The organism is Burkholderia sp. WP9, assembly GCF_900104795.1.
GTDB lineage: Bacteria > Pseudomonadota > Gammaproteobacteria > Burkholderiales > Burkholderiaceae > Paraburkholderia.
Map to the genome: position 1 here is coordinate 421,440 of NZ_FNTG01000002.1, position 26,897 is coordinate 448,336.

23 protein-coding genes are annotated in these 26,897 nt (G+C 63.9%); 11 read left to right on the top strand and 12 right to left on the bottom strand.

From position 1 onward, the window contains the following. Positions 1-24: 24 nt before the first annotated feature. The gene (locus BLW71_RS23170) at positions 25-861 is read right to left on the bottom strand and encodes an NAD-dependent epimerase/dehydratase family protein (protein WP_091802096.1); all 837 of its coding nucleotides are present in this window, start codon (positions 859-861) and stop codon (positions 25-27) included. Between the two features lie 636 nt (positions 862-1,497). Here BLW71_RS23170 and BLW71_RS23175 point away from each other — a divergent pair. The 4 genes from BLW71_RS23175 to BLW71_RS23190 all read left to right on the top strand — a co-directional run bounded on the left by BLW71_RS23175 (position 1,498) and on the right by BLW71_RS23190 (position 5,204). After that, positions 1,498-2,913 carry a cytochrome ubiquinol oxidase subunit I gene (locus BLW71_RS23175; protein ID WP_091802099.1) on the top strand — a complete coding sequence of 472 codons (1,416 nt, stop codon included), beginning with the start codon at positions 1,498-1,500 and terminating at the stop codon, positions 2,911-2,913. A 40-nt stretch (positions 2,914-2,953) separates the two neighbouring features. Then, entirely contained in the window at positions 2,954-3,958 is a 1,005-nt protein-coding gene (gene cydB, locus BLW71_RS23180; RefSeq protein WP_091802103.1) for a cytochrome d ubiquinol oxidase subunit II, read from the top strand. Beyond that, a complete protein-coding gene (locus tag BLW71_RS23185) occupies positions 3,933-4,124 on the top strand; it encodes a hypothetical protein (protein WP_091802106.1) in 192 nt (63 codons plus the stop codon). The genes cydB and BLW71_RS23185 overlap by 26 nt, the downstream gene beginning before the upstream one ends. Positions 4,125-4,454: 330 nt before the next feature. Next, positions 4,455-5,204, top strand: coding sequence for a response regulator transcription factor (locus tag BLW71_RS23190; protein WP_091802108.1), 750 nt, complete (start codon positions 4,455-4,457; stop codon positions 5,202-5,204). A gap of 59 nt (positions 5,205-5,263) precedes the next feature. Here BLW71_RS23190 and BLW71_RS23195 read toward each other — a convergent pair whose 3' ends face one another. After that, positions 5,264-7,288 carry an ATP-binding response regulator gene (locus tag BLW71_RS23195; protein WP_091802111.1) on the bottom strand — a complete coding sequence of 675 codons (2,025 nt, stop codon included), beginning with the start codon at positions 7,286-7,288 and terminating at the stop codon, positions 5,264-5,266. A 442-nt stretch (positions 7,289-7,730) separates the two neighbouring features. Here BLW71_RS23195 and BLW71_RS23200 point away from each other — a divergent pair, with 442 nt between their 5' ends. Both BLW71_RS23200 and BLW71_RS23205 read left to right on the top strand, forming a co-directional pair. After that, the gene (locus tag BLW71_RS23200; RefSeq protein WP_091802114.1) at positions 7,731-8,522 is read left to right on the top strand and encodes a hypothetical protein; all 792 of its coding nucleotides are present in this window, start codon (positions 7,731-7,733) and stop codon (positions 8,520-8,522) included. A gap of 203 nt (positions 8,523-8,725) precedes the next feature. Further along, positions 8,726-12,184 carry a GMC family oxidoreductase N-terminal domain-containing protein gene (locus BLW71_RS23205; protein WP_091802117.1) on the top strand — a complete coding sequence of 1,153 codons (3,459 nt, stop codon included), beginning with the start codon at positions 8,726-8,728 and terminating at the stop codon, positions 12,182-12,184. Between the two features lie 73 nt (positions 12,185-12,257). Here the strand turns inward: BLW71_RS23205 and BLW71_RS23210 are convergent, their stop codons facing one another. Both BLW71_RS23210 and BLW71_RS23215 read right to left on the bottom strand, forming a co-directional pair. Next, on the bottom strand, positions 12,258-13,670 hold the full coding sequence (locus tag BLW71_RS23210; RefSeq protein WP_091802120.1) for an FAD-binding oxidoreductase: 1,413 nt from the start codon (positions 13,668-13,670) through the stop codon (positions 12,258-12,260). Next, positions 13,667-14,656 carry an isopenicillin N synthase family dioxygenase gene (locus BLW71_RS23215; RefSeq protein ID WP_091802123.1) on the bottom strand — a complete coding sequence of 330 codons (990 nt, stop codon included), beginning with the start codon at positions 14,654-14,656 and terminating at the stop codon, positions 13,667-13,669. The genes BLW71_RS23210 and BLW71_RS23215 overlap by 4 nt, the downstream gene beginning before the upstream one ends. A 287-nt stretch (positions 14,657-14,943) precedes the next feature. Between BLW71_RS23215 and BLW71_RS23220 the strand changes: the two genes are divergently transcribed. The 5 genes from BLW71_RS23220 (at position 14,944) to hutC (BLW71_RS23240) (ending at position 18,977) form a co-directional block, all read left to right on the top strand. After that, positions 14,944-15,771: a transporter substrate-binding domain-containing protein gene (locus tag BLW71_RS23220; protein WP_091802126.1), complete on the top strand. Its 828-nt coding sequence runs from the start codon at positions 14,944-14,946 to the stop codon at positions 15,769-15,771. 116 nt (positions 15,772-15,887) lie between these two features. Next, on the top strand, positions 15,888-16,538 hold the full coding sequence (locus tag BLW71_RS23225; RefSeq protein ID WP_091802129.1) for an amino acid ABC transporter permease: 651 nt from the start codon (positions 15,888-15,890) through the stop codon (positions 16,536-16,538). 31 nt (positions 16,539-16,569) lie between these two features. Beyond that, the gene (locus BLW71_RS23230) at positions 16,570-17,232 is read left to right on the top strand and encodes an amino acid ABC transporter permease (RefSeq protein WP_091802132.1); all 663 of its coding nucleotides are present in this window, start codon (positions 16,570-16,572) and stop codon (positions 17,230-17,232) included. Positions 17,233-17,251: 19 nt separating this feature from the next. Beyond that, complete coding sequence (locus tag BLW71_RS23235) at positions 17,252-18,121, top strand: amino acid ABC transporter ATP-binding protein (RefSeq protein ID WP_091802136.1); 870 nt, start codon at positions 17,252-17,254, stop codon at positions 18,119-18,121. 52 nt (positions 18,122-18,173) lie between these two features. Beyond that, positions 18,174-18,977, top strand: a complete 804-nt coding sequence (gene hutC, locus BLW71_RS23240; protein ID WP_091802139.1) for a histidine utilization transcriptional repressor HutC — start codon at positions 18,174-18,176, stop codon at positions 18,975-18,977. A gap of 24 nt (positions 18,978-19,001) precedes the next feature. Here hutC (BLW71_RS23240) and hutC (BLW71_RS23245) read toward each other — a convergent pair whose 3' ends face one another. The 8 genes from hutC (BLW71_RS23245) to BLW71_RS23280 all read right to left on the bottom strand — a co-directional run bounded on the left by hutC (BLW71_RS23245) (position 19,002) and on the right by BLW71_RS23280 (position 26,687). Next, positions 19,002-19,685 carry a histidine utilization transcriptional repressor HutC gene (gene hutC / locus BLW71_RS23245; protein WP_091802142.1) on the bottom strand — a complete coding sequence of 228 codons (684 nt, stop codon included), beginning with the start codon at positions 19,683-19,685 and terminating at the stop codon, positions 19,002-19,004. A gap of 170 nt (positions 19,686-19,855) precedes the next feature. Next, the gene (locus BLW71_RS23250) at positions 19,856-21,505 is read right to left on the bottom strand and encodes an HAL/PAL/TAL family ammonia-lyase (RefSeq protein WP_091802144.1); all 1,650 of its coding nucleotides are present in this window, start codon (positions 21,503-21,505) and stop codon (positions 19,856-19,858) included. Between the two features lie 37 nt (positions 21,506-21,542). Further along, positions 21,543-22,334, bottom strand: coding sequence for an ABC transporter ATP-binding protein (locus tag BLW71_RS23255; RefSeq protein WP_091802147.1), 792 nt, complete (start codon positions 22,332-22,334; stop codon positions 21,543-21,545). A gap of 35 nt (positions 22,335-22,369) precedes the next feature. Then, positions 22,370-23,125 carry an ABC transporter permease gene (locus BLW71_RS23260; protein WP_091802150.1) on the bottom strand — a complete coding sequence of 252 codons (756 nt, stop codon included), beginning with the start codon at positions 23,123-23,125 and terminating at the stop codon, positions 22,370-22,372. A 14-nt stretch (positions 23,126-23,139) separates the two neighbouring features. Further along, on the bottom strand, positions 23,140-23,862 hold the full coding sequence (locus BLW71_RS23265) for an ABC transporter permease (protein WP_091802154.1): 723 nt from the start codon (positions 23,860-23,862) through the stop codon (positions 23,140-23,142). A gap of 161 nt (positions 23,863-24,023) precedes the next feature. Then, entirely contained in the window at positions 24,024-24,884 is an 861-nt protein-coding gene (locus BLW71_RS23270; RefSeq protein ID WP_091802157.1) for a transporter substrate-binding domain-containing protein, read from the bottom strand. A gap of 273 nt (positions 24,885-25,157) precedes the next feature. Beyond that, positions 25,158-25,838: a methyltransferase family protein gene (locus BLW71_RS23275; protein ID WP_091802160.1), complete on the bottom strand. Its 681-nt coding sequence runs from the start codon at positions 25,836-25,838 to the stop codon at positions 25,158-25,160. Between the two features lie 12 nt (positions 25,839-25,850). Further along, the gene (locus BLW71_RS23280; protein WP_091802163.1) at positions 25,851-26,687 is read right to left on the bottom strand and encodes an arylamine N-acetyltransferase family protein; all 837 of its coding nucleotides are present in this window, start codon (positions 26,685-26,687) and stop codon (positions 25,851-25,853) included. Between the last annotated feature and the right edge of the window lie 210 nt (positions 26,688-26,897).

The window sequence follows — 26,897 nt, forward strand, 5'->3', positions numbered from 1 at the left end:
CGTCTCCTCGTAATCCTCGTCGGCTCAAACGCGCCGCGTTGCGGGATGGGCCGAGCCGTCCGGGCCCGCATCATCGCGCGAATAGTCGATACCCACAAAGCTGCCGCCCTGGAAACGCTGGCCCAGCGCGTCGAGTGGATTCGGCCGTGCAAGAATTTCTTCGGCGTAGGTTTCGGCGTTTTGCGTCGGCTGATAGCCCAGACGTGCGGCGGCGCTGTTGTCCCACCAGCTTCGCGTGTTGGCCGACACACCCCAGATGGTCAGGAAGCCCACGTCCTCGGCCTCGACACAGCGGTCGAGGAAATGCAGCAGATCGCGATGCCCGAACCAGGTGCTCAGATGCCGGGGCTCGGTGGGCCGCTCGAGGCAGCTGCCGATGCGCACGCACACACTCTCGATACCGTGCTTGTCCCAGTACATTCTGGCCAGCGCCTCGCCCCACACCTTGCTCAGACCGTAAAAACCGTCCGGGCGCAGCTCGCAGTCGAGGCTGAGATGTTCGGTGACGGGATACATGCCGATGGCGTGATTCGAACTGGCGAACACGATGCGCCGCACACCCTGGCGGCGCGCACCTTCATAGACTTCGACCAGCCCGCGCAGATTGTTCTCGATGATCTCCGGCAGCGGCCGCTCCACGCTCGTACCCGCGAAATGGATCAGTACATCGACTCCCGCCAGCAGCCGGTCCACGACTGCAGGGTCGCGCAGGTCGCCGTGCATCACGTCCTCGCCTTCCACGAGCGGCACGAGGGCTTTCGAGCCCGCGGCCGAGCGCAACGGCGTGCCGCGCGCGATCAACGCGGCGCGTACCACCGAGCCTAGCTGGCCACCGGCTCCACTGAGAGCAATCTTCTTCATAGGGTTCCTTTACTGCGCCTTGCGCGATCGAACTCGGGGTACCGCAATCGCCTGGTCATCGGATGAGCCGCTTGCCGATTTAGCGATAGTTGTACGATAACGTACTATCCGCGATGGCGAACCGGATTTCAATTAGGCACTTACCCTTATTCGATCTGACCTTCCAGCAAATTTCCTTGGATAAACAAACGTCTAGCTTCAACTCATTTATGTGACATCGTATAACTTGAAGTGCGTTTTCAGCGGCAAATTCTTCAGCGTGACGCGCGGCGGCCGGCCGACCGTCTCGGCGATTCGAAACGCGAGCGCGGACACTTGAGCAAGCATGGCTGCCTGCGGTTCCCTATGCGCAACCCTCTTCCTGCGACGCTGTTGCAGCGCGGTCGATTGCCGCAGTTGCGCAGCGTCGCGCGCAGGCTATGACGAGAAGGCATTCAGGAAAACTTGATATCCATCAACGGTTTGCCGTCTCAAAAAAGAAAATCGTCATAAAACAACGTGGTTTTTTGACGCACACCGCGCCGCAGCAAAGTTTTCGTCGATCCCCTACGCTTGCGTCATCTGCCCAGCGCAGTGCGCACCGACACCGGTCGACGCGCGTAGTCCGCCCCCGCGGTCATCACGCACTTCACGCTCATGAACTCCGCTTTATCGGCATTTGATCTCGCCCGCATCCAGTTTGCGTTCACTGTCTCCTTCCACATCGTTTTTCCGGCGCTCAGCATCGGTCTCGCCAGTTTCATTGCCGTCCTCGAATGGCGCTGGCTGAAAACCGGCAAGGCGTACTACAAAGATCTCTGCCTGTTCTGGTCGAAGATCTTCGCGGTCGCCTTCGGCATGGGCGTCGTCTCCGGCGTCGTGATGAGCTATCAGTTCGGCACCAACTGGTCGGGCTTCTCCAGTTTCGCCGGCCCCGTCACCGGACCGCTTCTCATGTACGAGGTCATGACGGCGTTCTTCCTCGAAGCGGGCTTCCTCGGCATCATGCTGTTCGGCTGGCAGCGCGTGAGCCCGCGCGCCCACTTCGGCGCCACGTTGATGGTGGCGATCGGCACGCTGATCTCGACCTTCTGGATTCTCGCCTCCAATAGCTGGATGCAAACGCCGCAAGGCTTCGAAGTCGTGAACGGCCGCGTCGTGCCGCTCGACTGGTTCAAGATCGTGTTCAATCCGTCGTTCCCGTACCGGCTCGCGCATATGGCGCTCGCGGCGTTCATCGTCGCGGCGCTGGTAGTGGCGGCGGTGGGCGCGTGGCATCTGCTGCGCGGACGGCGCGATCCCGCCGTCAAGAAGATGTTCTCGATGGCGCTGTGGCTGCTGCTGATCCTCACGCCGATCCAGGCTTTCGTCGGCGATCAGCATGGTTTGAACACGCGCGAATATCAGCCGGCCAAGATCGCGGCGATCGAAGGCCTGTGGGACACCGAAAAAGGCGGCACCGCGCTGAACCTGTTCGGCATTCCCGACATGCAGGCGGAAACCACGCGCTACGCCGTATCGATTCCGCACCTGGGCAGCCTGATCCTCACGCATAGCTGGGACGGCGAGATTCGCGGCCTCAAGGAATTCCCGCCGCAAGACCGGCCGAACTCGACGGTGGTGTTCTGGAGCTTTCGCATCATGGCGGGCCTCGGCGTGCTGATGATCCTGATGTCGGTCGCCGCGTGGGTGCTGCGCCGCCGTGAGCGCCTGTTCGAATCGAAGTGGTTCCAGCGCGTGGCCGTGGCGATGGGGCCGACCGGCTTCATCACGCTGCTGGCCGGCTGGGTCACGACCGAAGCGGGACGTCAGCCGTGGGTGGTGTACGGCGTGATGCGCACCTCGCAGGCTGTGTCGCCGCTGACCACGCAGCAGGTCGGCATCTCGCTGATGGCCTTCGTGGTGGTCTACTTCCTCGTGTTCGGCACCGGCATCTACTACATGCTCAAGCTCATGCGCACGGGGCCCGCTCTACCGGGTCATACGCCGCACGGTGCGCCGGAGCAACGCTCACCGAACCAGACCGCGCGCCGCCCGCTCTCCGCCGCCGATCACATGATCGACGCCGCCTGACCCGCCCTGCTTCAGCAACGACTTGCGATAGAGAAAGAACATGGACGTAACCGTAGTGTGGGCCGCGATCATCGCGCTGGGCCTTTTCATGTATGTGGTGCTGGACGGCTTCGATCTGGGCATCGGCATCGTCTTCCCGTTCTTCCCCGACGAGAAAGAACGCGACCTGATGATGAACACGGTCGCGCCGGTGTGGGACGGCAACGAAACCTGGCTGGTGCTCGGCGGCGCCGGTCTGTTCGCGGTGTTTCCGGCGGTCTACTCGACCGTGCTGTCCGCGCTGTATCTGCCGCTGATCTTCATGCTCATCTGCCTGATCTTTCGCGGCGTGTCGTTCGAGATTCGCGCCAAGGCCAATCGTACGAAGCATCTGTGGGACCTGGCGTTCATCGGCGGCTCGGCGGGTGCGACGTTCTTTCAGGGCATCGCGCTGGGCGCGTTCCTGCAAGGCATTCCCGTGATCGACGGCGCCTATGCGGGCGACGCCTTCGGCTGGCTCACGCCGTTCAGTCTGCTGACGGGCCTCGGACTCGTCGTCACCTATGCGCTGCTCGGCTGCTGCTGGCTGGTGGCGAAGACCGAAGGCGATCTGCAACGCCGCCTGCATCGCGTGGTCTGGCCGCTGACGATCGTGCTGCTCGGCTTCATCGCGATGGTGAGCGTGTGGACGCCGCTGCAGGATCCGAACATCGCGCAACGCTGGTTCCATGACGGCCTCTTCTACCGTTTGCTGCCCGTGCCGTTCCTCGTGGCGGTCTGCGCGTTCTTCATGCATCGCGCGGTGCGTGAGCGGCATCACAACACGCCGTTCGGACTCGCGCTGCTGCTGGTGCTGCTGGGTTATGCGGGGCTGCTGGTGAGCCTGTGGCCGTACGCGATTCCGTCGAGCATGACGCTCTGGGAAGCCGCCGCGCCGCGTTCGAGCCAGATGTTCACGCTGGTCGGCGCAGCGGTCATTCTGCCGATCATCATCGCTTATACGACGATGGGTTATTGGGTATTTCGTGGCAAGGTGCGTCATGGCGACCAACATCACTATCACTAAGCAGACAAACGCCGGGGCAAGTCATCCCGCATCGTCCGCGCCGGCGCGCAAGCTGCCGGGCTGGCTCTGGTTCATCGCGCTGTGGTGTTTCGGCGTAGGCTCGGCCATGTCGCTCGGTTTCGCATTCAAGATTCTGATGAATGCGACGTTATTTGCAGTCAAATAGAGACTGCTTTGACGTGATTCGATCCGGTGCGCATAACCTTCGGAATCCTGCATGGGCAGCTTCAAAAAAGGGCCGTTCGGCTCGTCTACCATGCAAGCCGGAACCTATGCGCGGGAGACCTGCCTTAAACATCATGCAGTGCATCGGACCCCATGGCGATTTGACAAATAAACGGTTACTCGAGCGGCAAGCCGGAAGGCGCGCCGCGCCACCGGTCAGGCATATGATCGCGGGGTGGGCGGCAATGATGCGATTCACGAGGCTAGAAGTAAAACGAGACCCTATAACCGCGGCGGCCCACATCGGGCAGGCCCGACTCGCGGAGCCATCATGAAGTTTCTTGTAGCCGACGACCATGAACTGATCCGCGAGGGCGTCAAGGGTATGCTGCGCGGCCTCGATCCCGACGCCCAGTTCGACGAAGCCGATAACTGGGAGACGCTCGCGACCCTCGCGCGTCCCGACGCCGATCACGATCTTGCCATCGTCGATCTGCACATGCCGGGCATGAGCGGTGCATCGTCGCTCGAAGTGCTGCTGAAAGCGAACCCCGCGCTCCCGCTCGTCGTCCTCTCCGCCGAAGAATCACCGGATGAAATGCGCGCGGTGCTGGCCGCCGGCGCGCTCGGCTTCGTGCCGAAGCGCCAGCCCGCCAGCGTCATGCTCAAGGCAATCGAACTGGTGCTCTCGGGCGGCGCCTACGTACCCATGGAAGCGCTGAGCTTGCTGGGCTGCCGGGAAGCGCAGGCGGCGCCCGCGCACGCCGAGGCAGATGCGGCTCCGTCTGGCGCACGCGCGCCCGGCCAGAGCAGCGCCGCGCTCACGGAACCCCTCGCGCAGATTCAGGCGTTGCAGCCCCACCAGCAGCATCTATTGGAAAATCTGTCGCCGCGCCAGCAGGACATCATGCGGCTCGTCCATCGCGGCTGGACCAACAAGATGATCGCGCGCGAGCTGGGCGTCGCGGAGGGGACGGTGAAGGTGCATCTGTCGGTGATTTTCCGGGCGCTCGGTGTGCATAACCGATCGACGGCGATCGCCGTCATCAACGGCTGGCTGGAAGCCGGGAAAACCCTGTAGAACGACATGCGGGGCAGACGGCGTTCTCGTCGTCTGTTCTCGCCGTTTGTTCGCTTCTATTACTGCGGTTCGCTTTGCGACGGGGTGCTTTGATACCGGGTGTTCTGGGGCTGGCTTTGCGAGCCTATTCTCGCTTCGCCTTGCGGCAGATTCTCGCCGGCCCGCATCACACCGTTCGCCGGTCGGCCGGCCGCTTCTTTGCCGAGCTCTTTGCCCGCTTCTCTGCCCGCTTCTTTTCCCGCCTCTTTACCCGGCTCCTTTCCCGCTTCTTTGCCCGGCCGATCCCCGCGCAATTCCAGCGCGGCCGACGCCCGCCCCTTATCCAGCTCCGCTTGCTGCCACAGCATCTCCAGCGTGCGCCGCAGGCGCGCCGGCGTGACCGGCTTATGAAGCACCGGAATCCCCTGCAACGCGAGCGCCGCCAGTTCCGCCGACGCCATGTCGCCCGTGATGAGCAGCGTCACCACGTTGTCGTGCCCCGCGCGCGAGAGCGCGTTACGCACCGCAGTCAGCGCCTGCGCGCCGGTACGGTGATTCGCCAACTGGTAATCGCACAGCACGGCATCGGGCACGAAGCCGCCTTCGAGCGCCGCGAGCGCGTCGGCCTCGTCGCGCGCGCCGAGCACGCTGCAACCCCAGCGGCCCAGCAAACTGACGAGGCCTTCGAGAATCGACGGATCGTCGTCGATGCACAGCACGCGCCGCCCTTGCGCCGACGGACCGCCGGCCACGGCTTCGTTCAGGCTCGCGACAATGCCGCCGGCGTCGCCCGCCTGCACCGGGAAGCGAAACACCGAACCGCGGCCCGGAGCCGAGCGCAGTTGCAGCTTGCCGCCGAGCATCTCGACCAGCCGCTTCACCGTCGGCAAGCCGAGACCGTGGCCCTGGCGCGCGTCGCGTTGCGGATTGGCGACCTGATAGAACTCCTCGAAGATGCGTTCGTGCTCCTCGACAGCAATGCCGATGCCCGAGTCGCGCACTTCGACATAGCCGCCCGCCGGCCGCCCCGCGCGGCGAACGCCCAGCCAGATCGCGCCTTCTTCGGTATAACGGACCGCGTTCGAAAGCAGATTGCTCAGTACGCGTTCGAGCAGCACGGGGTCGTCGTGCACGACCATCGTGGTCGGCGCGATGCGCAGCGCCAGCCCTTTGGCGGCGGCCTGCGGACGATACTGGCTGCCGACCCGTTCGAACAGCTCGGAGAGCCGGAAATGCAGCCGGATCACCTGCGTCACGCCGCTTTCGAGCCGCGCCAGATCGAGCACCTGGTTGAACAGCTGGTTCAGCGCCTCGACGTTGTAGACGATGTGCTCGGCGGTCTTCGCGTGCTGCGCGGGGGTTGCCGCCGCGTCGTTCAGCGATGCCGCGAGCAGGCCGATGGCATGCAGCGGCTGACGCAAGTCGTGACTGGCAGCCGCAAAAAAGCGTGTTTTGGCCAGGCTCGCTTCTTCGGCCACGCGTTTTTGCGCGGCCAGCGACTCCGCCAGATATTGCTGGTCGACGCGCGCCTGCACGACCTGCTGGAACAGCTTGCGATAACTCAGCGCATAGACGTTGATCGCGCAAAAGAAAAACGCGAGGACGATCGCGAGAATCGTGCGGTCGAACGTGTGCGTACCGAAATGCATGACGATCGACGGAAACAGCAGAAAAGGAATCGCGGTCGAGAAATTCAGCAGGTCGAAGCCATTCGACATAAACACGCCCGCGGCGAGCGTCACGAGCATGACTGTGTGCAGCAGCGGCAAGTCGGTTTGCGGGCTCTGGAACGCGAACCACACCGCGATGCCCGGCGCGCTGTACAGCAACACGCCGCGGAGCGCATGCAGATAGATCCAGCCGCGCGGCGAGACGAGCGACGGATAGCGGCGGTTGCAAATCCATAGCGCGAGGCTGCCGCAATTGGCTGCCGCATAGAAACCGAAACACGCGATAAACAGCGGCGGCGACGGTATCTTCGGCCAGTAGATCGCCACCAGCACCGCGATCGAAAACCAGTGCGAAAAGAAAGCGATCGGATCCTGCGCGTATAACACGCGCACCAGATCTTCGTCGATGGCACGCTGGATCGGGTCAGCCCGCATTGCGCGGTCTCCTTGTGTCGATCGTATCGATCTTATCGATCGGAGCCGGCGCTTTAGCGCCTACTCTGGTCCATGCACGGTACCGGGCACGGCACGTTCGGTGAGGTCGCCTGAAAGCGCGGCGACGCGGGTGGCGCGGACCTGGCTGCGACCGCATCGGTTACGGCGTGGCTTTGCGTGCGCGATGCAACTGCGCTGCGGCAGTGCGATGCGATCTTCCCGTGCAAGCGGCTTCTCTTCAGACGAATAAGATGCGCTTTGCCGGATGGTTTACCCGGCAGTTTACCCATCAGCTACCACTTAATCCATATAGGCGAAGCCGCCGCTGGAAACCATACTTAAATCACATTCTCCAGCGCGGCTTCAAAGCTTCACCATCCACACCCCGCCTGCAGTTCAGGCTCACCGCGCTCCTTGGCCTTACCCCTTCTGGAGGTTTTTCATGGGCGCAGTTCCGAGCCACGAGTTCGTCCGCAATCTCGACGATGCCATCCTGCCGGATTTGTGGCGCCGGCGTACCCGGTTGTCCGGCGACGAAATGGTGTCGATGGTCGAACTGGTCAAGCGGGCGTTGCGAACCTATCACCCGCTCGAGTTGCAGGCGCTCGGCGAGGACAAGGAAGAACTGGTCGCCCAGTTCATCTACGCGAAAGTCCTGCGGCTCGCACCCGGCCATACGGAAACCCGCGCCTGCGCCGACAGCGCGCCGTCCAACGGCTACGCCCTGTGCGCGTATTTCCGCCGCTACCTGATCGACTGCCTGCGCAGCGCCGGCCATCAGCGCAACGTATCGATGGAAAACGAAGGCATGGCGCAGGAAATCGATCTTCATGCGCAAGCGCTGGAAGACCCGGTGGAAAGCGTGCTGCTGCAATACGGCCTCGACGAGCAGCGCGTGCGGCTCTCGGCGCGTGCCTTTATCGAGAGGCTCGACGAGCCGGAGCGAATCGTGCTGGCCGGCAGCCTCGGCTGGTGCTCGGAAGGAAAAGGCGGGTTGTCGGCAGTCGCTGCGCAGCATCGGGTGCCCTCGTATCACTATCGCGCCGTCAAACTCGGCGTCACCATGAAGAAGACGGCGGGCGCCGAGGATTTTTCCAACACCAAGATCGGCCGCTGGCTCAAGGACGAACTCGGCATTGACATCGACATCGATAATCGCCCGGCCATTCTGCTTGCGCTGAACCTGCTCGCCGCCGAATCGAGCGACAGCGAAATGAATGAAGCAGCCGCCTAACAGCGAACGCTCAGGCGAGTCCCGGCCACTCGCACCGGCTCGCGACGCCGCGGACGTGGCGCACCGGAGCCGTGCGCCCCACACGATGCGCCTTTTTTTGTGAGCGCGCACCGCCTAGGATAAAAAAGCCGTCGCCGCACGCCGTCTTGCTTCCGAAGTCCTGGTTGTCTTTCCCCGCACTCATTCCAGACGAGGTGGTCGTGATGAACCGCTTATCGAGCGCCGTGACCGCTATTCAATCGCACTACGACGTGGTCGTGGTGGGTTCCGGCTACGGCGGCGCGATCGCCGCATGCCGCATGGCGCGTGCCGAACGCCGCGTGTGCGTGCTCGAACGCGGGCGCGAATTCATGGCGGGCGAATTCCCTCGCACGCCGTTTCAGGGCGCCGCGCAAGTGCAATACAACACGGCGTTAGCCCATATCGGCTCGCCGCTGGCACTGCTCGAGGTGCACGTGAACGAAGACGTGAACGCGGTAGTCGGCTGCGGTCTGGGCGGCACCTCGCTGATCAACGCGAATGTCGCGCTCGAAGCCGACCCGCGCCTGTGGGACGACGAACGTTGGCCGGCCGCGCTGCGCGCCGACAAGGCGGCCCGCGACAAAGGCTACGCGCTCGCCCGCGCGATGCTGCAACCGTCGCCCGTGCCGAAGGATTACCCGACGCTGCCGAAACTGCAGGCGCTCGAAACGTCGGCGCAGGCGCTCGGCATGGCAGACCGCTTTACGCGCCCGGATATCACCGTCACTTTCGAGGACCGCGTGAATGCCGCGGGCGTCGGGCAGAAGGCGTGCGTCGGCTGCGGCGATTGCAATTCGGGTTGCAACTACGACGCGAAGAATTCCACCCACATGAACTATCTGCCCGACGCCGTGGCGCACGGCGCGCAGATTTTCACCGGAGCCGCCGTCCATTCCGTTCGGCGCGACGCGGCCACGCAGAAATGGGTGGTCGGCTATCAACTGGTGAGCCTCGGCCGCGAAAGCTATGGCGCCCCGGACCTGTTCGTGAGCGCCGATATCGTCATCGTGTCGGCCGGCACGATCGGTTCGACCGCGTTGCTGCTGCGCTCGCGCAATCAGGGCTTGAGCGTCTCCGGCATGCTCGGCAAACACTTCACCGGCAATGGCGACGTGCTCGCCTTTGCGTACAACACCGACCGCGTGATCAACGGCGTGGGCTGGGGCGCGCACGAGAAGGGCGAAATCCCGCCGGTCGGGCCGACCATTACCGGCCTCATCGATCATCGCAATACGGGCAACGTCAAGGACGGCTACGTGATCGAGGAAGGCTCGCTGGCCGGACCGGTGGGCGCGGCGCTCGTCGGCCTGCTCGGCGCCGCCGCGCCGCTGGAGGGTGTGGATGTCGCGCCGCGCTCGCTCGCGGACCAACTCGCCTACGACGCCCGCGTGTCCGAAAGCTTTCTGCGCGGCCCCTATCACGGCGCGCTCAATCACACGCAAAGCTACCTCGTCATGGCGCATGACGACGAAAACGGCCAGATCGACGTGGACGACAAAGGCCAGCCGCGCATCGTGTGGGAGAACGCCGGCAAGCAGCCGATCTTCCAGGTGGTCGAGGCAGCGCTCAAGCAGGCGACCGTGCCGCTCGGCGGCAAATACCTGCGCAATCCGATTTCCACTGAAATTGTCGGCAACCGCACCGTTACCGTGCATCCGCTCGGCGGCTGCGGCATGGGCGAGGATGCGGAGCGCGGCGTGGTCGACCATATGGGCCGCGTGTTCAGCGGAGCGACGGGCAACGCGGTGCACGACGGTCTCTACGTAATGGACGGCGCCGTCATGCCGATGTCGCTCGGCGTCAATCCGCTCCTCACCATTTCCGCGCTGGCCGAACGCAATTGCGAACTGCTGCTGGCTACGCATCCGGTGACGGCCGCCTCGTCTGCCGGTGCAGCGGCGACGCCGAGCTTACCGCCTGCACCGACACCCGAACTCGCGTCCTCGTCGTTGACGCCCTCCTCGCCGCAGAAGATCGGCCTGCAATTCACCGAAACGATGATCGGCACCTACACGCCGGTCGTGGCGGGCGAAGCCGCCACGAGTCCGATCGAGTTCACGCTGACCGTCGAATCGGAAGATCTCGCCGATATGCTCAGCAATCCGCAGCATCTGGCGCGAACCGCGGGTACGCTGACCTGCCCTGCGCTTTCCGCGCAGTCGATGACGATCTCCAACGGCACCTTCAATCTGTTCGTGGTCGACGCGTCCGACGTGGACGAGCGCAACATGAATTACCGCATGACGCTCAATTCCACCGAAGGCAAGACGTATTATCTGAGCGGACAAAAGATCATCACCCGCACCTCGCCAATCAATTTGTGGGAGCAGACCAACACGCTATACGCGGAGATTCGCGAATCGGCGCAAGCGGACGCGCCGCTGATCGGCAAGGCAACACTGATCATCACGCCCGAAAATTTCCTCAAGCAGCAACGCACGCTGGAAGTCACCCATGCGCCCGATCTGAAGACCCGCCTCGAATGGACCCTGAAGTTCGGCAAGTTTTTCGCGGGTGTGCTGTTCACCGAATATGGCGGCGTGGCCGCGCCCTTGCAGTACTTCAACCCGAATGCAGAACCGCGCCTGAAACGTGCGTTGCGCGCGCCGGTGCCGCAGATCTTCTTCTTCGACACGCCCGATGGAACGAAGCTGAGACTCACGCGTTACCTCGACCCCGCGAACAAAGCGGCGCGCCCGGTGCTGCTGATTCACGGTTCGGGTGTATCGAGCCGCATCTATTCCACCGACCTGATCGCGACCAACATGGTCGAGTATCTTTGCGCATCAGGCTACGACGTCTGGCTCGTCGATCTGCGCGTCAGCATCGAAATGCCGAGTGTGCTCGTGCCGACCAACGTCGACAAGGTGGCGCGCGAGGACATTCCGGCCGCGGTCGCCAGAATCCGCGAGTTGACCGGCGCCCCGGAGATTCAGGCACTGGGACACTGCCTGGGCGGATTGGCGTTGAGCATGTCGCTGCTGTATGGACTCGAAGGAGTGCGTTCGGCGGTCATCTCGCAGGTGTCGACTCACCCGGTGCCGGGCACGCTACAGAAGATCAAGGCCGGCCTGCATATCCCCGACATCATGAAACACCTCGGCGTACTCGACCTGACCGCCTATACGGAACACAAGTCGTGGCCCCACAATCTGCTCGATGAGGCGCTCAGGTTCTACCCGCTCGATCACGACGAGGGTTGCGGCAATCCGATCTGCCACCGCGCGACCTTCCTGTACGGCCTGCTCTACGAACATGCACAACTGAACGAGACGCTGCATGCGAATCTGCAGGAATTGCTTGGTGTGCATGACGTGGAGGTATTCAAGCACCTCGCCACCATGGTGCGGGCCGGCAAAGTGGTCGATGCCGCCGGCAAGGATGTCTATCTGACAGGCGCGGACGGCATGAAAGGACTGGAAGGCATGCGCCGGCCGATCGGCTTCATTCACGGCGATAGAAACGAAACCTATCTGCCGAAAAGCACGCTGCTCACGTATGAGATGCTGACCGGGCACTTCCCCGAGCAACCTTACGAGCGGCACATCATTCCGGGCTATGGCCACATCGACTGTATCTTCGGCAAGAACGCCGCCGTGGATGTCTATCCGGTGATCGCGAAGTACCTGGGCGCGCATTGACTCAGGGCGAGCACGCCTACGCTCACGCGTCTCACGCGCCGTCACGCTTCTCGCGCGTGACGGCGCAGCCCGCTCAGAACAGCTTGCCCGGATTCAGAATACCGTGCGGGTCAAGCGCATGCTTGATCGCGGCCATCGCGGCCAACTCGGCCGGCGAGCGCGAGATCGGCAGGAACTCGCGCTTGAGCAGACCAATGCCGTGTTCGGCCGACACCGAACCATGCAGCGGCCCGAGCATGTCGTAGACGAACGCGTACACCGCGTGATGATCGACACCGGGGATCGAATGGCCGTCCACCGTGACATGCAGATTCGAATCGCCGATATGCCCGAAGAAATACGACGCATTGCCCGGCCAGCGCTGATCGAGCGCCGCGCGGCAGCGGTCGACGAAAACGCCGATCTCCCCGATCGGCAAGCTCACGTCGAAGTTGATCGCGTCGAGCCGCACCGGAAACTCCGCGGTGCATTCGCGAATCGCCCATAGCGCGCGCACGTCGGCCACCGACTGCGCGATCACGGCGTCGCGGATCGCTCCCGCTTCGAGCGCTTCTGTCAGCGCGGCGGAAAACCGTTCGCCGCCATCGCCCGCATCGAAGCTCGCGTGTTCGATCAATGCATAGAGCGGGTGCGCTTCGGCGAACGGCGAACGCGTGCCGGTCAGCTTCACGCCGAAGTCGTAGAAGTCCGGCCACATGATTTCAAACGCGCCAATATCGTTGCCAAATCGCGTGGACAAGCGGCGCAGCAGATTCACGGCGGCATCGTAGCCATCGAGTGCGACCAGCGCGGTGTGGCGCGCGACGCGTGGCGGATGAAGCCGCAGCACCGCACGCGTGATCACGCCGAGCGTGCCCTCCGAGCCGATGAACCAGTGCTTGAGGTCATAGCCGGTGTTGTTCTTCACCATCTTGCCAAGTGACGTCAGCACGTCGCCATTGGCCAGCACGACTTCGAGGCCGAGCACCTGGTCGCGCGCGGTGCCCGACTGGATCACCCGGTTGCCCCCCGCGTTGGTCGCGAGATTGCCGCCGATCTGGCAGGACCCGCGCGCGCCGAGATCGAGCGCGAGTTCGAAGCCGGCTTGCGCGGCGGCTTCCTGCGCGTCTTGCAAGGTCGTGCCGGCGCGCACGGTCAGCGTGGCCGACGCGGCATCCACTTCCTCGACGCCGGCCATCCGTTCGAGCGACAACGCAATGTCCGTGGCACGCGCAATCGCGCCGCCCGCAAGGCCGGTCATGCCACCTTGCGGCACCACCGGCTGGTGAGCCGCATGACAGATCGACAGCGCACGCGCGACCTGCCCGGTGGTGCGCGGGAGAAGCAACGCCGCGGGCCGCGTTGGATCGTGGCGTGTCCAGTCGGTCATCGCGCGTTCGCCGATCTGCTCGCCCACGCGCACGCTGTCTTCACCGAGCGCGGCGCGCAGCGCGGCGAATGTCGCGGAAAGCGGCGCTGTGTGACCCGCCGTGCTGTTGTCTGTCATGCAGTGGTTCCTTGCGCGCCTTCAGCGGCGCGTTTCTTCCGATAGCCCATCGAGTCGTTGATACGCCCGAGAATATAGTCGCCCGCGGCGACCGGCTGATACTTGAGGTCGGCTTCGTTCGTACCGAGATCGCGCGGATCGACCATCGCGCCGTAAGTCGGATCATAAAACGTCGCGATCGAATAGCGCTCGCGACCCGACGCATTGATCACGCGGTGCAGCGTGGAACGGAAGCGGTCGTTGGTCCAGCGCGCGAGCAGATCGCCCACGTTGACCACGAAGCTGCCTTCGACCGGCGGCGCGTCCACCCACGTATTGTTGGCGATTTCGCGCACCTGCAGGCCGCCCACCTGATCCTGCCACAACAAGGTGATGCAGCCGTAGTCGGTATGCGGCGCGACGCCGAACTGATCGTCGTCCGATTGGGGCGGCTGCGGCGGATAGTAGACCATCTGCGTGCGCTGCATCCGCTTGGTATATCGCGGCGCGAAAAAATGTTCGTCGACGCCGAGGCTCACCGCCACCGCGCGCAGCAGATCCGCGCCGCACGCCGCGACCGCTTCGTAGTAGCCATATAGCGCGGGACGCAGCTCCGGCATGAAGTCCGGCCAGTTATTCGGCCCACGCAGTGCCTGACCTGCCAGCACGTCCGGGTCGTCTTCCGGCAATTCGAGGCCGATGCTGAAGAACTCCTTGTAGTCGGGACGTTTGGCCTCGTACATGGTCGCGTCACCGAGCGCATTGAAGCCGCGATGCCGTTGGTTGACCGCCGCGCGCCGCTTGGTCTCCACCGGAAACGCGAAAAAGCGGCGCGCCGCCTGCGCGGCGGCATCGATCGAGTCTTGCGGCACGCCATGATTGACGATGTAGAAGAAGCCGATCGTCGTGCACGCTTCACGGATTTCCTGCGCGACGCGCTGCAAAGCCTGCGGGTCGCCCGCGCGAACGCCGGCGAGATCGATGATCGGAATGCGGGTCACGGGCATCGCGCTGCTCCTGATGGGCGGGTCGAATCGACTGATGAAAGAACCACATGAAGGCGCATGAATCGTCTATGGGAAGACCTCGTTCCGCCTCACGCATTGCAGTTGTATATACCGCCAAAAGCACACCCGCAAGCTGCTTCGCACCGCTTCATATAAGGGCTTTTCTCTACTCGCGTGTTTATTTTTTTCGCGCGAAAACTGCGGTATATACTGCCTCGCATGACTCGCGCCGAACCCGTTTCGTGCACCACCTTCGCGCGACACCGCTTTGCCAACCGGAGAATCCCATGAGCATCCTTGCAGGCTGGAAGTGTCGTTTGGTCATGCTGGCGTTGTGCGCGGCAAGCGTCACCGCCCACGCGGAAGACCAACTCGCCAAAGTGAAGAAAGCCGGCGAACTGGTGGTCGGCACCGAGATGCAGTTCGCGCCCTTCGACTTCCTCGAAAACGGTCAGCAAGCGGGCTTCAACAAGGATCTGTTCGCCGAGGTCGGCAAGGAAATGGGCGTGAAGGTGCGCTTTATCGACTTGCCCTGGCCGAGCGTGCTGCCGGGTCTTGAAGCGGGCAAGTTCGACATGGTGGGCGGCCCGCTGACCGTCACCAAGGCGCGCATGGAGCGCTACACCTACACGCTGCCGATCGCGGACGCAACGGATGCGCTGCTCAAACGCGCGAACGATTCGTCGCTCAAGCAATCGTCGGATATCGCGGGCAAGACGGTGGGCGCCGGCAAGGGCTCGGCGCAGCTCGACCAGTTGAAGGCCTACGTCGCCACGCTGCCCAAACCGCCTGAAATCCGCGAATACGTCGACAACAATCAGGCTTACGCCGATCTCGCCGCGGGCCGGATCGTGGCGGTCGCGAACTCCATGACCAACATTGCGTATGTGGCGAAGCAACGCCCGGAAACGTTCGCCGTGGTGCAGCCCCCGTTCGGCGCCAAGGTGTATTTCGCGTACTGCCTGCGTAAAGACGCGGACAGCAAGCCGCTCGCCGATGCGTTCAACGCCGCGCTCGTGAAAATGCACAACGACGGACGCCTCGCCACCTTGCAGAAGAAATGGTTCGGTGTCGCCATGGATGCGCCGACAACCATGCCCGCGCCGAACTATTGATCGCCTCACGCTTTGCCTGGCTCACGTGCCGATTTCGATGCACGTGTCGTGATGCAAGCGATGCGGACCGCGCCCCGGGCCGCATCGCGTTTCCCGTTCTAGCGAGTGCGACGCTTATGTTCAGCACGACCGTCTTCCTCCAGGGCTTGCCGCTGCTGCTGCATGCGGCGCTCGCCACCATCGGCATTTCGCTGACGGGTCTGCTGATCGGCTTCTTCGTGGCGATCGGTGTGTGCGCGGCGCGCCTCTCGCCGAATCGCGCGGCGCGCATGTTCGGCGGCGCCTATGTGTTCTTCTTTCGCGGCGTGCCGATGCTGGTGCAACTGCTGCTGGTGTACTACCTGTTGCCGTTCGCGGGTATCAACGTGTCGCCCGTCGTCGCGGCGATCAGCGCTGTGTCGCTGTGCTCCGCGTCCTATATCGCCGAGATTCTGCGCGGCGGTTTTCTCAGCATTCCGCCGGGCCATCTCGAAGCCGCCCGCATGCTCGGCCTCTCGCCATTCGACATGCTGCGGCGCATTCTCGTGCCGCAAGCGTTCCGCTTGACGCTGCCGTCGCTCGTCAATGAAATGGTGCTGCTCATCAAGGCTTCCTCGCTGATCTCGGTGGTGGGCGTGGCCGAACTGACACGCACCGCGCAGAACATCGCCGCCAGCACGTATCGGCCGCTGGAAGCGTATCTTGCCGCCGGGCTGATTTACTTCGTGATCTGCGGTGCGCTCGCGCTCGTCGCACACGCCGCCGAATACCGCTTGCAGCACGCCTGAGCGGCCCAGCGTTCGACCTCGAATCCACGCCATGCAAAAGCTCGATCCCACCGTCATCACGCACAACCTGCAGCCAATCGCCGCGGGCCTCGCCACGACGCTCGGCACCTGGGCTGCGGGCGTCGCGATCGGCATCGTGATCGGCTTTCTGATCGCCGTGCTGCAACTCTTCTGCGGGCGCTGGGTGCGCGGCGTATTGCGCGTCTATATCGAACTGTTTCGCGGCACGCCGTTTCTCGTGCAGCTCTTTTTGCTGTATTACGGCGGCCCTTCGTTCGGCCTCACGCTGGAACCAATGACCGCGGGTGTGCTCGGTTTGGGCCTATACGGCAGCGCCTATTTCGCCGAAGCTTTCCGCTCCGGTTTCCAGTCGGTGCCGCCAGGTCATCTCGAAGCGGCGTCGTGCCTGGGTCTCACACGCTGGCAGGCGGTCATGCGCGTTCAGGTGCCGCAAATGCTCGTGCTGATCGTGCCTGCGCTGACCAATCTGATCATCGTATTGAGCAAGGAAACGGCCGTGCTGTCCATCGTCACCGTGCCTGAACTCACGTTCGTGCTGACCGGTATCGGCTCGGCGACCTTTGCCTTCGTCGAAACGCTGCTCGTGCTGTGCGTGTGCTATCTCGCGCTGGTCGAACTGACTTCGCGCGCGGGCATGTGGGCTGAAACCCGCATCGCACGCTTCATGGCATGAACGGAAACGGAACCCTCCTATGAACGCCATCGCCGACATGCCCTCCTCCGCGCCTACTGCCAACATCGAAGCATCGCCCGGTGCGCCGTTGATCGAAGTGCGCGACCTGCGCAAACGCTTCGGTGAAGTCGAAGTGCTGCGCGGTGTCGATCTCGAGATCGCGCGCTCGGAAGTGGTGTGCATCATCGGCCCGTCCGGTTCGGGCAAGAGCACGCTGTTGCGCTGCCTCGCCGCACTCGAAACCTACGATCAGGGCGACGTGCGCATCGAAGGCGAGCTGCTCGGTTATAGCGAGCGCAACGGCAGACGCGTGCGTGCGTCGCAAAGCGAGATCAACCGCGTACGGCGCAACGTCGGCATGGTGTTTCAGCAGTTCAATCTGTGGCCGCACATGACGGCGCTCGGCAATGTGATGGAATCCCTGCTGCGCGTTCGCCATCTGTCGCGCGACGAAGCGCGCCGCCGCGCCAACGCCATGCTCGAAACAGTCGGCCTCGCGCACAAAGGCGACGCGTATCCGGCCAAACTCTCGGGCGGCCAGCAGCAGCGCGTGGCGATTGCGCGAGCGCTCGCCATGGAGCCGCACATCATGCTATTCGACGAGCCGACCTCGGCGCTCGATCCGGAACTGGTCGGCGAAGTGCTGCAAGTGATGAAACAGCTCGCGCGCGACGGCATGACGATGGCCGTGGTCACGCACGAAATGGGTTTCGCCGCGCAGGTCGCGGACAAAGTCATGTTCATCGATCAAGGCCGTATCGCCGTGCAAGGCAAACCGCGCGATGTCTTTCACGATGCCGGACAGCCGCGCTTGCGGCAGTTCCTGCAAAACTACTTCGACCGCAACGCTTTCTGGGCGCGCGGCGCCGACGAGGCGCAGCCGCTATGAGCGCCCACCGCTTTCCGCCTGCCTCACGCGGACACTGACGCAAGGGCCGCCGATGTCCTCCACCGTTCGCAGCCGCGCTCACGACAAGCCGCTTTCCGCCGCGGCCCTGAAAGCCGCGCGCGCCGCGGCCGAGGCACCCGCCGCGCGCTACGAACAGGTCAAGAGCCATATCCGCCACATCATCGAATCGGGCGAACGCCAGGCGGGCGACCGTTTGCCGTCCGAACTCGATCTGGTCGCGACACTCGGCGTGTCGCGCATGACGGTCAATCGCGCGCTGCGCGAGCTCGCCGAAGAGGGGCTGGTGACGCGCGTTTCCGGTGTCGGCACCTTCGTCGCGCAAAGCAAGCCGCAATCCACGCTGCTGATGATCGCCCATATCGGCGACGAGATCCGCTCACGCGGCCACGAATATCGCTACGACACGGTGCTGCTGCAACGCGAAACGGCTTCGGTGATGGTGTCAAACGCGCTGGGGCTGGCGCCGGGTTCGTCGGTGTTTCATGTGATCTGCGTGCATCGGGAGAACGGCTTGCCGGTGCAACTGGAGGATCGCTATGTTAACCCGGCGATCGCGCCGGATTTTCTACAGCAGGATTTTTCGGCGATCAGGCCGTCGGAATATCTGTTCGAGATCGTGCCCGCGCACGACGTCGAACACGTAGTCGACGCGGGGCTGCCCACGCGCGCCGAAGCCGACCTGCTCGAAATCCGCGCCGAGGAACCGTGTCTCACGCTGATGCGCCGCACGTGGACGAGCGGCGTAGCGGTCACGTTCGCGCGTTTCGTGCACCCCGGCTCGCGCTACCGGCTGGGCTGCCGCTTCTCGCCGGATCTGTCGCAACGCCAGGGTTGAAACCGCGCTCTGAGTCGAGCCGCGCTAGACGTTGCCCGCCAGATGAAAACGCGACGCCGGGTGCCACAACCGCACCGACGTCGCCACATCGTCACCTACCCATGTGCGACGCCAGAGTTGCAGGCACGGCTCACCGATATCCATCATCAGATGCCGCCGCACGTGGGCGTCGGGCTTCTGCGCGTAAATGCGGAACTCCGCGCGCTGGATCGGCGCGAGCCGCACCATGTAGTGATTCGGCGTCTCGATCGTGAAGTCCTGCTGCAGGTAGTCGGGAAACACCTTCGGGTTGACGTAGCGGTCCTCGTACTGGATCGGCTCGCCCTCCTCGCTATGCACGATGCACGAGTGAAACGCCGGCCCGCTGGCGAGACCGAGCGCTTCGAGCGCGTGCGGGTCGTCGCTCGGTTCGAGCGTCAGCACGCGCGCCGAATGGCGGTGGCCGCGCGCGGCGATTTCGTCGGCGATATTGCGGATTTCCAGCACGGTCGATTCGTAGCGCTGCGGCGCGACGAAGGTGCCCGAGCCTTGCACGCGCGTGAGCACGCGTTCGGTGGTCAATTCGCGCAGCGCGCGCGACACCGTCATGCGCGCGACGCCGAATTCCTTGACCAGTTCCGTTTCAGAAGGAATCAGTCCGCCGGGCTTCCAGTCCCCTTCGCTGATGCGGCGGATCACGTAGCGTTTGATCTGCTCGTAAGCGGGCATCGCTTTCGCTGGGGTCTCCCGTTTGCTATCAGGGCAGCCCTGCGTCTCTGCGCTTCGCGCGTTTGTAGTTGTGTTCACTCCGACCTCGTGGGTGGTACGCGGGTTCTACCTGGTTGGTACACCTCGACCGGCGCGCCGGCGGGTAAGCCCGCGCACCGGCACTATTTCCATCATGCCATGTGCGCGGCGGCGTGCCCGTCGTTGACGGCGATACTCGCGGCGGCGCGAACGTGGCCCGCGCCCGCCTGACTCGTGACCGTTGCAGGCCTCGTCTGCTCGGTGCCGTCGACGGATGTATCCGGCCGAGGGCCAATGTTACCAGGGTTCGGCAACGGCGGCGGCGCCTCATCGGCGATCATGCGAAAGGCGATGCTCATGTCGTCCGCGAGCGGACGGTCGTCGCGGTACGCCGGCACGACACGGCGCACGCGCTGCCAGAGCGCTTCGGTGTGCGGCGCGCGCGGCGCGTCGATACTTTGCAGGTCGTAGGCCTGCGCGGCCGCCAGCAATTCGATCGCGAGGATGCGCCCGGCGTTGTCGATGATTTCCAGCGCCTTCAGCGCGGCCGGCGTGGCGTGGCACAGGTGGTCTTCCTGCAAGCCCGACGTGATGCCGCCGTCGAGACTTGCGGGCAGCGCGAGACGCCGGTTCTGCGCGACCAGCGAGGCCGCGGTGTACTGCGCGATCATGAAGCCGGAACAGGTGCCGCCCGGCTCGGCGAGAAACGCCGGCAGGCCGCTGACCAGCGGATTGACGAGGCGGTCGAGGCGCCGCTCGGCCATCGCGGCGACTTGTGCGATCGCGGTGGCGAGACTGTCCATCGCCAGCGCGATCGAAGCGCCCACCGCGTGCGCCTGCGAATACACGCGCGGGTCTTCCGGCGTGCCGGCGACGATCGGGTTGTCGGTAATCGATGCGAGTTCACGATTGACCACGTCGGCGGTCGCGGTGAGCACGTCGCGCGCGGCGCCATGCACGTGCGGAATGGTCCGCATGCTCAGCGGGTCCTGCGTGCGGTGGCCGACCACCGCCGCGAGAATGCCGCTGTCGGCCAGTGCGGTGCGCATCCGCTCGCCGACCAGGTTCAAGCCCGGCGAAATACGCAATGCCAGCGAATCTTCATCGAAAGCCGCGAGCTGGCCGCGCAAATTCTCGAAGCTCATCGCGGCGACCATGTCGGTCCAGTCGAGCAGGCGTTCGGCCCGCGCGAGCGCCAATGCCGCAAGGCCCGTGACGCACGGCGTGCCGTTGATCAGGCTCAAGCCTTCCTTAGCTTCGAGCACCAGCGGTTCGAGCCCGAGCCGCTGCAGCGCATCGCGTCCTTTGAGCCGCTCGCCGCGAAAACGCGCGTAACCCTCGCCGATGCAAACAAGTGCGATATGCGCCATGTGACTCAGATAACCGACCGAGCCGAACGCGGGCACTTCCGGCAAGCAATCCGCGTCGAGCAGCGCCACCAGCTGGTCCGCGACTTCGAGCCGAATCCCCGAATGGCCGTGCGCGAAGTTGTTGACGGCCGCGGCCATGATCGCGCGCGTTTCGGCGACACCGAGCGGCGCGCCGACGCCGACCGCGTGGCTCATCAGAATGTTGCGCGACAACGTGCGTTGTTCGGACGGCGAGACGATCACGTCGCACAACGCGCCTACGCCGGTATTCACGCCATACGCGCGAATCCCGCGCTCGACGATCTGTTCGACGAGCACGCGCGCCGCCGCGATGCGCGCGCGGGCGTCGGCGGAAAGCTCGAGCGGCTCGCCGGCGGCAACCGCTGCCACCTGAGCCCAGTCGAGAGGACGATTGGAACGGATTACGGCCATGTCAGCGCTCTACTTGGAAATTACCTGGTGATACTGATCAGTTCGTGGTGCGGTCCTGATGGCTCGAAACGAATTGCCTGAAGCGATCCGACTTGCATTCGACGAACACTTCGTCGGGCGTGCCGTCGGCTTCAACTTGCCCCTGATGCAGGAACATCACGCGATTGGACACATGGCGCGCGAAACCCATCTCGTGCGTGACGACCAGCATGGTGCGGCCCTCTTCAGCCAGCGAGCGCATCACGCGCAGCACCTCGCCCACCAGTTCGGGATCGAGCGCCGAGGTCGGCTCGTCGAACAGCATGACTTTCGGATGCATCGCCAACGCGCGCGCAATCGCCACGCGCTGCTGCTGCCCGCCTGAAAGATGCGCGGGATAGTGGCCGCGCTTTTCCGCAAGGCCAACTTTCGCCAGCAGGGCCTCCGCCTCTTCCACCGACTCGGCACGGCTGCGCTTTTGCACGCGCATCGGCCCTTCGATCAGATTTTCCAGCACCGTCATATGCGACCAGAGATTGAAATTCTGGAACACCATGCCCAGTTGCGAGCGCACCCGATCCACCTGGCGGCGGTCGCTCGGCTGCAGCTTGCCGTCGCTGCGGCGCTTCATTTTCAACTCTTCGCCGGCCAGGGCGACCGAGCCGTCATCGGGTGTTTCGAGCAGATTCAGGCAGCGCAGAAAGGTGCTTTTGCCCGAGCCGCTCGCGCCGAGAATCGAGATCACATCGCCCTGGTGGGCGTCGAGTGAAATGCCCTTGAGCACATGGTGATCGCCGAACGATTTATGAATGTTCTTGACCGACAGTGCAACGGGTGCCGTAGCGTTCATGGGATTCTCCAGATTCATCCAGGATGGGCGGCCGTTCAAGGCGCGGCGCGACGCGCTTCGGTGGTGCTGGAAACTTTGCGGCTCACGGCGGCCTGCGGGCGCGCAGCTCGCAGGTGGCGCGACAGACGCGTTTCGAGCAGGCCGAGCAGCCGCACGATGACAAAATTCAGGAACAGATAGATCAGCGCGGCGCAGATGAAGACTTCAGTCGTGCGATAGGTTTGCTGAATGATCTGCTGCGCGACGCCGGTCACTTCCCACACGGTGACGAGACTCGCGAGCGCGGTCGACTTGACGAGCAACACGGCTTCGGTCGAATACGCCGGCAGGCACTGGCGCAAGGCGATTGGGCCGATCACGCGGCGCAGCAGCGCGAAGCCCGACAGGCCGATCGAATAACCGGCCTCGATCTGACCGACCGGCACGGCCATCAAGCCGCCGCGAATGATCTCGGCGGTATAGCCGGCCGTGCATAACGCGAGCGACAACACCGCGCACATGTAGGGCTCGCGCAGTACCGGCCACAGGAAGCTCTCGCGTATCACGCCGAACTGGCCCATGCCGTAGTACACGAGGAACATCTGGATCAGGAGCGGCGAGCCGCGGAACACGAGGATATAAGCGCGCGCGAAGCGATTCGGCAGCCAGTGCGGCGACACGCGCATTGTGACGATCACGAGCGAGAGCAGGCCGCCGAGAATCAGCGAGCAGAAAAACAGGCCAAGCGTGGTCGGCACGGCCGCGAGCAGTTGCTTGAGCGTGTCGAACAGAAAGTCGAAGTCGAAATGCATGATGGCCGCCCTCGTCAGTTACGCGCGAAGTTGCGCTTGAAGGACCGGCCCACGCGCGCTTCGGCGCGGTTGAAGACGCGGTTCGAGATGCTGGTCATGAGCAGGTAGAGCGCGCCGCCCACCACGAAGAACGTGAAGTATTGGTGCGTGGACCCCGCCGCCACCTGGCTCGTGCGCAGCAATTCGGCGAGCCCCGTCACCGAGATCAGCGCCGAGTCCTTCAGGCTGAGTTGCCACACGTTGCCGATGCCGGGCAGCGCGAAACGCAACACTTGCGGAATCAGGATGCGGCGCGCCATGGTCAGCGTCGGCATGCCGATCGAGCGCGCGGCTTCGAGTTCGCCACGCGACACCGCCAGCACCGCCGAGCGGTACACCTCGGCCTGATAGGCGCCTGAAATCATGCCCACGGCAAGCGCGCCGATCACGAACGGCGGCACGCCGACAAAACCGTCCGCGCCGAACCACTGGCCGATGGTCGTGACAAGCGTCGAGCCGCCGAAATAGAACAGATAGATGACGAGCAGTTCAGGCACGCCGCGAAACACGGTGGTGTAGATATCGCCGATTACGCGCAACGTGCGCAAACGCGACAGCTTGGCCGCCGCCACCAGCGCGCCGAACACGGCGCCGACCGCGAGCGCCGCGAGCGTGAGCGCGACCGTCATCAATGCCGCGAGCAGTAGTACGCCGCCCCAGCCTTCCGGCCCGAAGCCGAGCATCTGTATCAGAGCCATTCCCTACCTCTCATCTTCATCCATTGCGGCGGATCCGAACCAGCCGGCTCGCGCAGTGAGGCCGTCGCGCGCGCCGCATCTTCCGAACGCGCTCAGGAAAACGCCGGGCCGCCCGCAGCTGTTGCCTCGCGCGAAGCAACAGGCTCGGGGCGCCCGCCAAATCAAGGCGTGACGTCGGTCTTGAACCACTTGTTGGAGAGCTTCTTGACGGTGCCGTCGGCAAGCGCGGCGCTGATCGCAGTGTCGAACTTCGCTTTCAGATCGGCGTCCTGCTTGCGGAACGCTAGGCCTTCACCCGGGCCCCAGATCGGGCCGCCGATCTTCGGGCCGGCCATCGCGATCGACGCGGTTTCTTTCTTGTCGATGTTGGCGGCGTAGTACGTCACGTCGTCGAACGAGGCGTCGATGCGGCCGTTGGCCAGATCCAGATCGCGTTCGGGCGAAGTCTTGTAAACGCGGATCGTGGCGATGTCCTTGAAGCCGTCGTTGATGAACTTGGTGTAGACCGTGCCCGACTGGATGCCGATGGTCTTACCCTTCAGCTGCTTGCGCAACGCGTCGACAGTCGGCTGGTCGGCCTTCGGATCGCCCGACAGCTTCACGACGCCGGCACCCGGCGCGGCCTTGGGCAAAATCTTCGCGTCGGCCACGGCGAACGTGGCGGGCGTCGCGGCGTACGGCTTCGAGAAGGCAATAATCTTTTCGCGCTCCGGCGTAATCGAAATCGCATCCATCAGGACGTCGAACTTGCCAGCCTGCAGGCCGGGAATCATGCCGTCCCAGTCTTGCGCCACGAGGTTGCATTGCAGCTTGATGCGCTCGCACAGGTTGGCGACCAGTTCAGGCTCGAAGCCGCCCAGTTTGCCGCCTGGCAAGGTCAGGTTCCACGGGGCGTAGCCGCCTTCGAGCGCGATCGTCACTGTCTTCCAGTCTTTGGCCTGCACCGGTGCCGCGAAAATTGCCACGGCGCCGATAACGGCGCCGATCAATGCTTTTGCTGCCGTCGTGCGCTTCACTTTCACGTCGAAACTCCTTTGATTGAGGAAACCGTCGAACCGAGTGTTTAACCGCTGTTTAATTTGTATAGACAAGTCTGCATGAGTCAAAAAGCCGCTGCAAGACAATTTGCGGGAAATTGGCAGGATCATCGGGTAAGCCCCTAGACGATGCCGTGCGACGGGACTTTTCGGGGAGTTTTTACGTGTGAGAGGCGGACGGCGCGTGTCGCCGCATCGGCGTGCGCCTTTTGTTTTGTCTAGACAGGTTGATAGGCAGCGATGGTGTCGCGATGCGCCTCACCAGATAAACGGCACGAACCGGTAACGCACGCGCGCCATGTAGTCGGTGTAACCGTCGAGTTGCGCGGCCAGCAGCCGCTCTTCGCGCACCGCGCGCCAGCCGATGCCGATCACCATGACCGGCACGAGGGCGAGTCCCCACAACGACCCGAGCAGCAAAGGCGTGCCGACGAACATCAGCAGCGCGGCGGCGTACATGGGGTGACGCACATGCGCGTAGAGGCCGGTGTCGATCACCTTATGGCCCCGGCTTGCCTGGATCTTCACGACCGGCGCGGCATATGTATTGGCCTGAAACACAAAGCGGCACATGAATAGGCAAAGGAACACGCACAGCGAGCCGAGGCTGACCAGCGCGACCGGCAGCGGCGCGGTCCAACGAAAGCGTATCGCGTCGAACGCCATCAGAACCAGCCAGCCGCACCACACCACCGCGACGGCCACCATGAATATGCGGTCCCAGCGGCTTTGCTGCTCCTGCACGAAAGGCGACAGACGCTCGGCGAGCAGACCGGGATCATGACGCGCGAGCCACAAGCCGATCCATAGACTCAGCACGCCCAACTCGATCACGTACCACCACGCGGCCGGCCACGCAAAGGTGCCCGCCGCGCCGAACAGCAGCGCGCCCATGCCGAGCAGCCACACCACGGTTTGAAAAATGAGGCGCGCGACCATGGCCGTTCGTCGCTACGCGGTTTTCGCCGGCGTGCGCACGCGCTCGAATATCTCGGCGATGTCGATCTCACCGGTATCCAGGCCGAACTGATCGCGCAGACACGCGGCGAGTTCGGCGGCGCTCCCGAGCTGCCGCTCGCTGATGAGCCGGCCGTCCGCGGCGCGCTCGCTTAATTGATCGTTGAGCAGCGCGAGCCGCGCTTCGGGCAGCACACGGCACACGATCAGCGTGCTCGCAAAAATCGCTTCCGGCGATGTCGACGTATACCAGTTCGAGGTTTCGTAATCGATCCACTCGACCGGATGCAGATCGAAGCGATAGACGCGCGCCCAACTTTCGTCGCGTGCCTGCACTTCGAGATAGAGCGCCTCGCGCGATGCGTCGGCAAGACGGAACGTACCGAGTTCGGTGGACTGCGCGAGGCCCGCGGCGAGCCGCAGCGGCGCGGTCAGCGTCACGCTGCCGAAGCCGACGTCCGCGATCCAGGCTTCGCCGCTTATGTCGACGCGCAACACCATATGCGTGCGCGGCGGAACGGCGTCCGACTCGCGGCCCCACAGCACGCGCCCGAGCAACGGCGTGACCGTGAAGCCCAACTGAAGCAGCACGTCGGCGAACAGCGCGTTCTGTTCGAAACAGTAGCCGCCGCGGCGTTCGGTGATGAGTTTGCGCTCGACCGCCTCAATATCCAGTTTCACCGGGCGCCGCGTGAGCGGGTTCAGGTTCTCGAACGGGATCGCGCGCGGATGCAGCCGGTGAAGCGCCTGCAAGACTTCCAGCGTGGCCGCGCGCGGACCGTCATAGCCTATGCGGGCGAAGTAGTTTTCCAGATTCACTGTGTGCGGCATCGGCAGGGTTCCGGTATGGTTTTGGGCGCCGGACGCTTATGCAACAGCGTGCGGCTGTGTGCGGTGATTTGCGGCCAAGCGGTTTCGGAAATCGATCATAGCCGCTTTCACGGCCCGCTCGCTGCCGTGCTGCTTACCTGTTTTCGTAGGCAGCGGCCCGCGCCGCCCGTGCGAGGGCGGCGCGCTTTGCCGAGGCCGCTTGTTGCATGG

What these genes read in the sequence shown, in the direction of transcription:
- BLW71_RS23170 (WP_091802096.1), bottom strand. Translation starts at nt 861, where the DNA reads ATGAAGAAGATTGCTCTCAGTGGAGCCGGTGGCCAGCTAGGCTCGGTG.
- BLW71_RS23175 (WP_091802099.1), top strand. Translation starts at nt 1,498, where the DNA reads ATGAACTCCGCTTTATCGGCATTTGATCTCGCCCGCATCCAGTTTGCG.
- cydB (WP_091802103.1), top strand. Translation starts at nt 2,954, where the DNA reads ATGGACGTAACCGTAGTGTGGGCCGCGATCATCGCGCTGGGCCTTTTC.
- BLW71_RS23185 (WP_091802106.1), top strand. Translation starts at nt 3,933, where the DNA reads ATGGCGACCAACATCACTATCACTAAGCAGACAAACGCCGGGGCAAGT.
- BLW71_RS23190 (WP_091802108.1), top strand. Translation starts at nt 4,455, where the DNA reads ATGAAGTTTCTTGTAGCCGACGACCATGAACTGATCCGCGAGGGCGTC.
- BLW71_RS23195 (WP_091802111.1), bottom strand. Translation starts at nt 7,288, where the DNA reads ATGCGGGCTGACCCGATCCAGCGTGCCATCGACGAAGATCTGGTGCGC.
- BLW71_RS23200 (WP_091802114.1), top strand. Translation starts at nt 7,731, where the DNA reads ATGGGCGCAGTTCCGAGCCACGAGTTCGTCCGCAATCTCGACGATGCC.
- BLW71_RS23205 (WP_091802117.1), top strand. Translation starts at nt 8,726, where the DNA reads ATGAACCGCTTATCGAGCGCCGTGACCGCTATTCAATCGCACTACGAC.
- BLW71_RS23210 (WP_091802120.1), bottom strand. Translation starts at nt 13,670, where the DNA reads ATGACAGACAACAGCACGGCGGGTCACACAGCGCCGCTTTCCGCGACA.
- BLW71_RS23215 (WP_091802123.1), bottom strand. Translation starts at nt 14,656, where the DNA reads ATGCCCGTGACCCGCATTCCGATCATCGATCTCGCCGGCGTTCGCGCG.
- BLW71_RS23220 (WP_091802126.1), top strand. Translation starts at nt 14,944, where the DNA reads ATGAGCATCCTTGCAGGCTGGAAGTGTCGTTTGGTCATGCTGGCGTTG.
- BLW71_RS23225 (WP_091802129.1), top strand. Translation starts at nt 15,888, where the DNA reads ATGTTCAGCACGACCGTCTTCCTCCAGGGCTTGCCGCTGCTGCTGCAT.
- BLW71_RS23230 (WP_091802132.1), top strand. Translation starts at nt 16,570, where the DNA reads ATGCAAAAGCTCGATCCCACCGTCATCACGCACAACCTGCAGCCAATC.
- BLW71_RS23235 (WP_091802136.1), top strand. Translation starts at nt 17,252, where the DNA reads ATGAACGCCATCGCCGACATGCCCTCCTCCGCGCCTACTGCCAACATC.
- hutC (WP_091802139.1), top strand. Translation starts at nt 18,174, where the DNA reads ATGTCCTCCACCGTTCGCAGCCGCGCTCACGACAAGCCGCTTTCCGCC.
- hutC (WP_091802142.1), bottom strand. Translation starts at nt 19,685, where the DNA reads ATGCCCGCTTACGAGCAGATCAAACGCTACGTGATCCGCCGCATCAGC.
- BLW71_RS23250 (WP_091802144.1), bottom strand. Translation starts at nt 21,505, where the DNA reads ATGGCCGTAATCCGTTCCAATCGTCCTCTCGACTGGGCTCAGGTGGCA.
- BLW71_RS23255 (WP_091802147.1), bottom strand. Translation starts at nt 22,334, where the DNA reads ATGAACGCTACGGCACCCGTTGCACTGTCGGTCAAGAACATTCATAAA.
- BLW71_RS23260 (WP_091802150.1), bottom strand. Translation starts at nt 23,125, where the DNA reads ATGCATTTCGACTTCGACTTTCTGTTCGACACGCTCAAGCAACTGCTC.
- BLW71_RS23265 (WP_091802154.1), bottom strand. Translation starts at nt 23,862, where the DNA reads ATGGCTCTGATACAGATGCTCGGCTTCGGGCCGGAAGGCTGGGGCGGC.
- BLW71_RS23275 (WP_091802160.1), bottom strand. Translation starts at nt 25,838, where the DNA reads ATGGTCGCGCGCCTCATTTTTCAAACCGTGGTGTGGCTGCTCGGCATG.
- BLW71_RS23280 (WP_091802163.1), bottom strand. Translation starts at nt 26,687, where the DNA reads ATGCCGCACACAGTGAATCTGGAAAACTACTTCGCCCGCATAGGCTAT.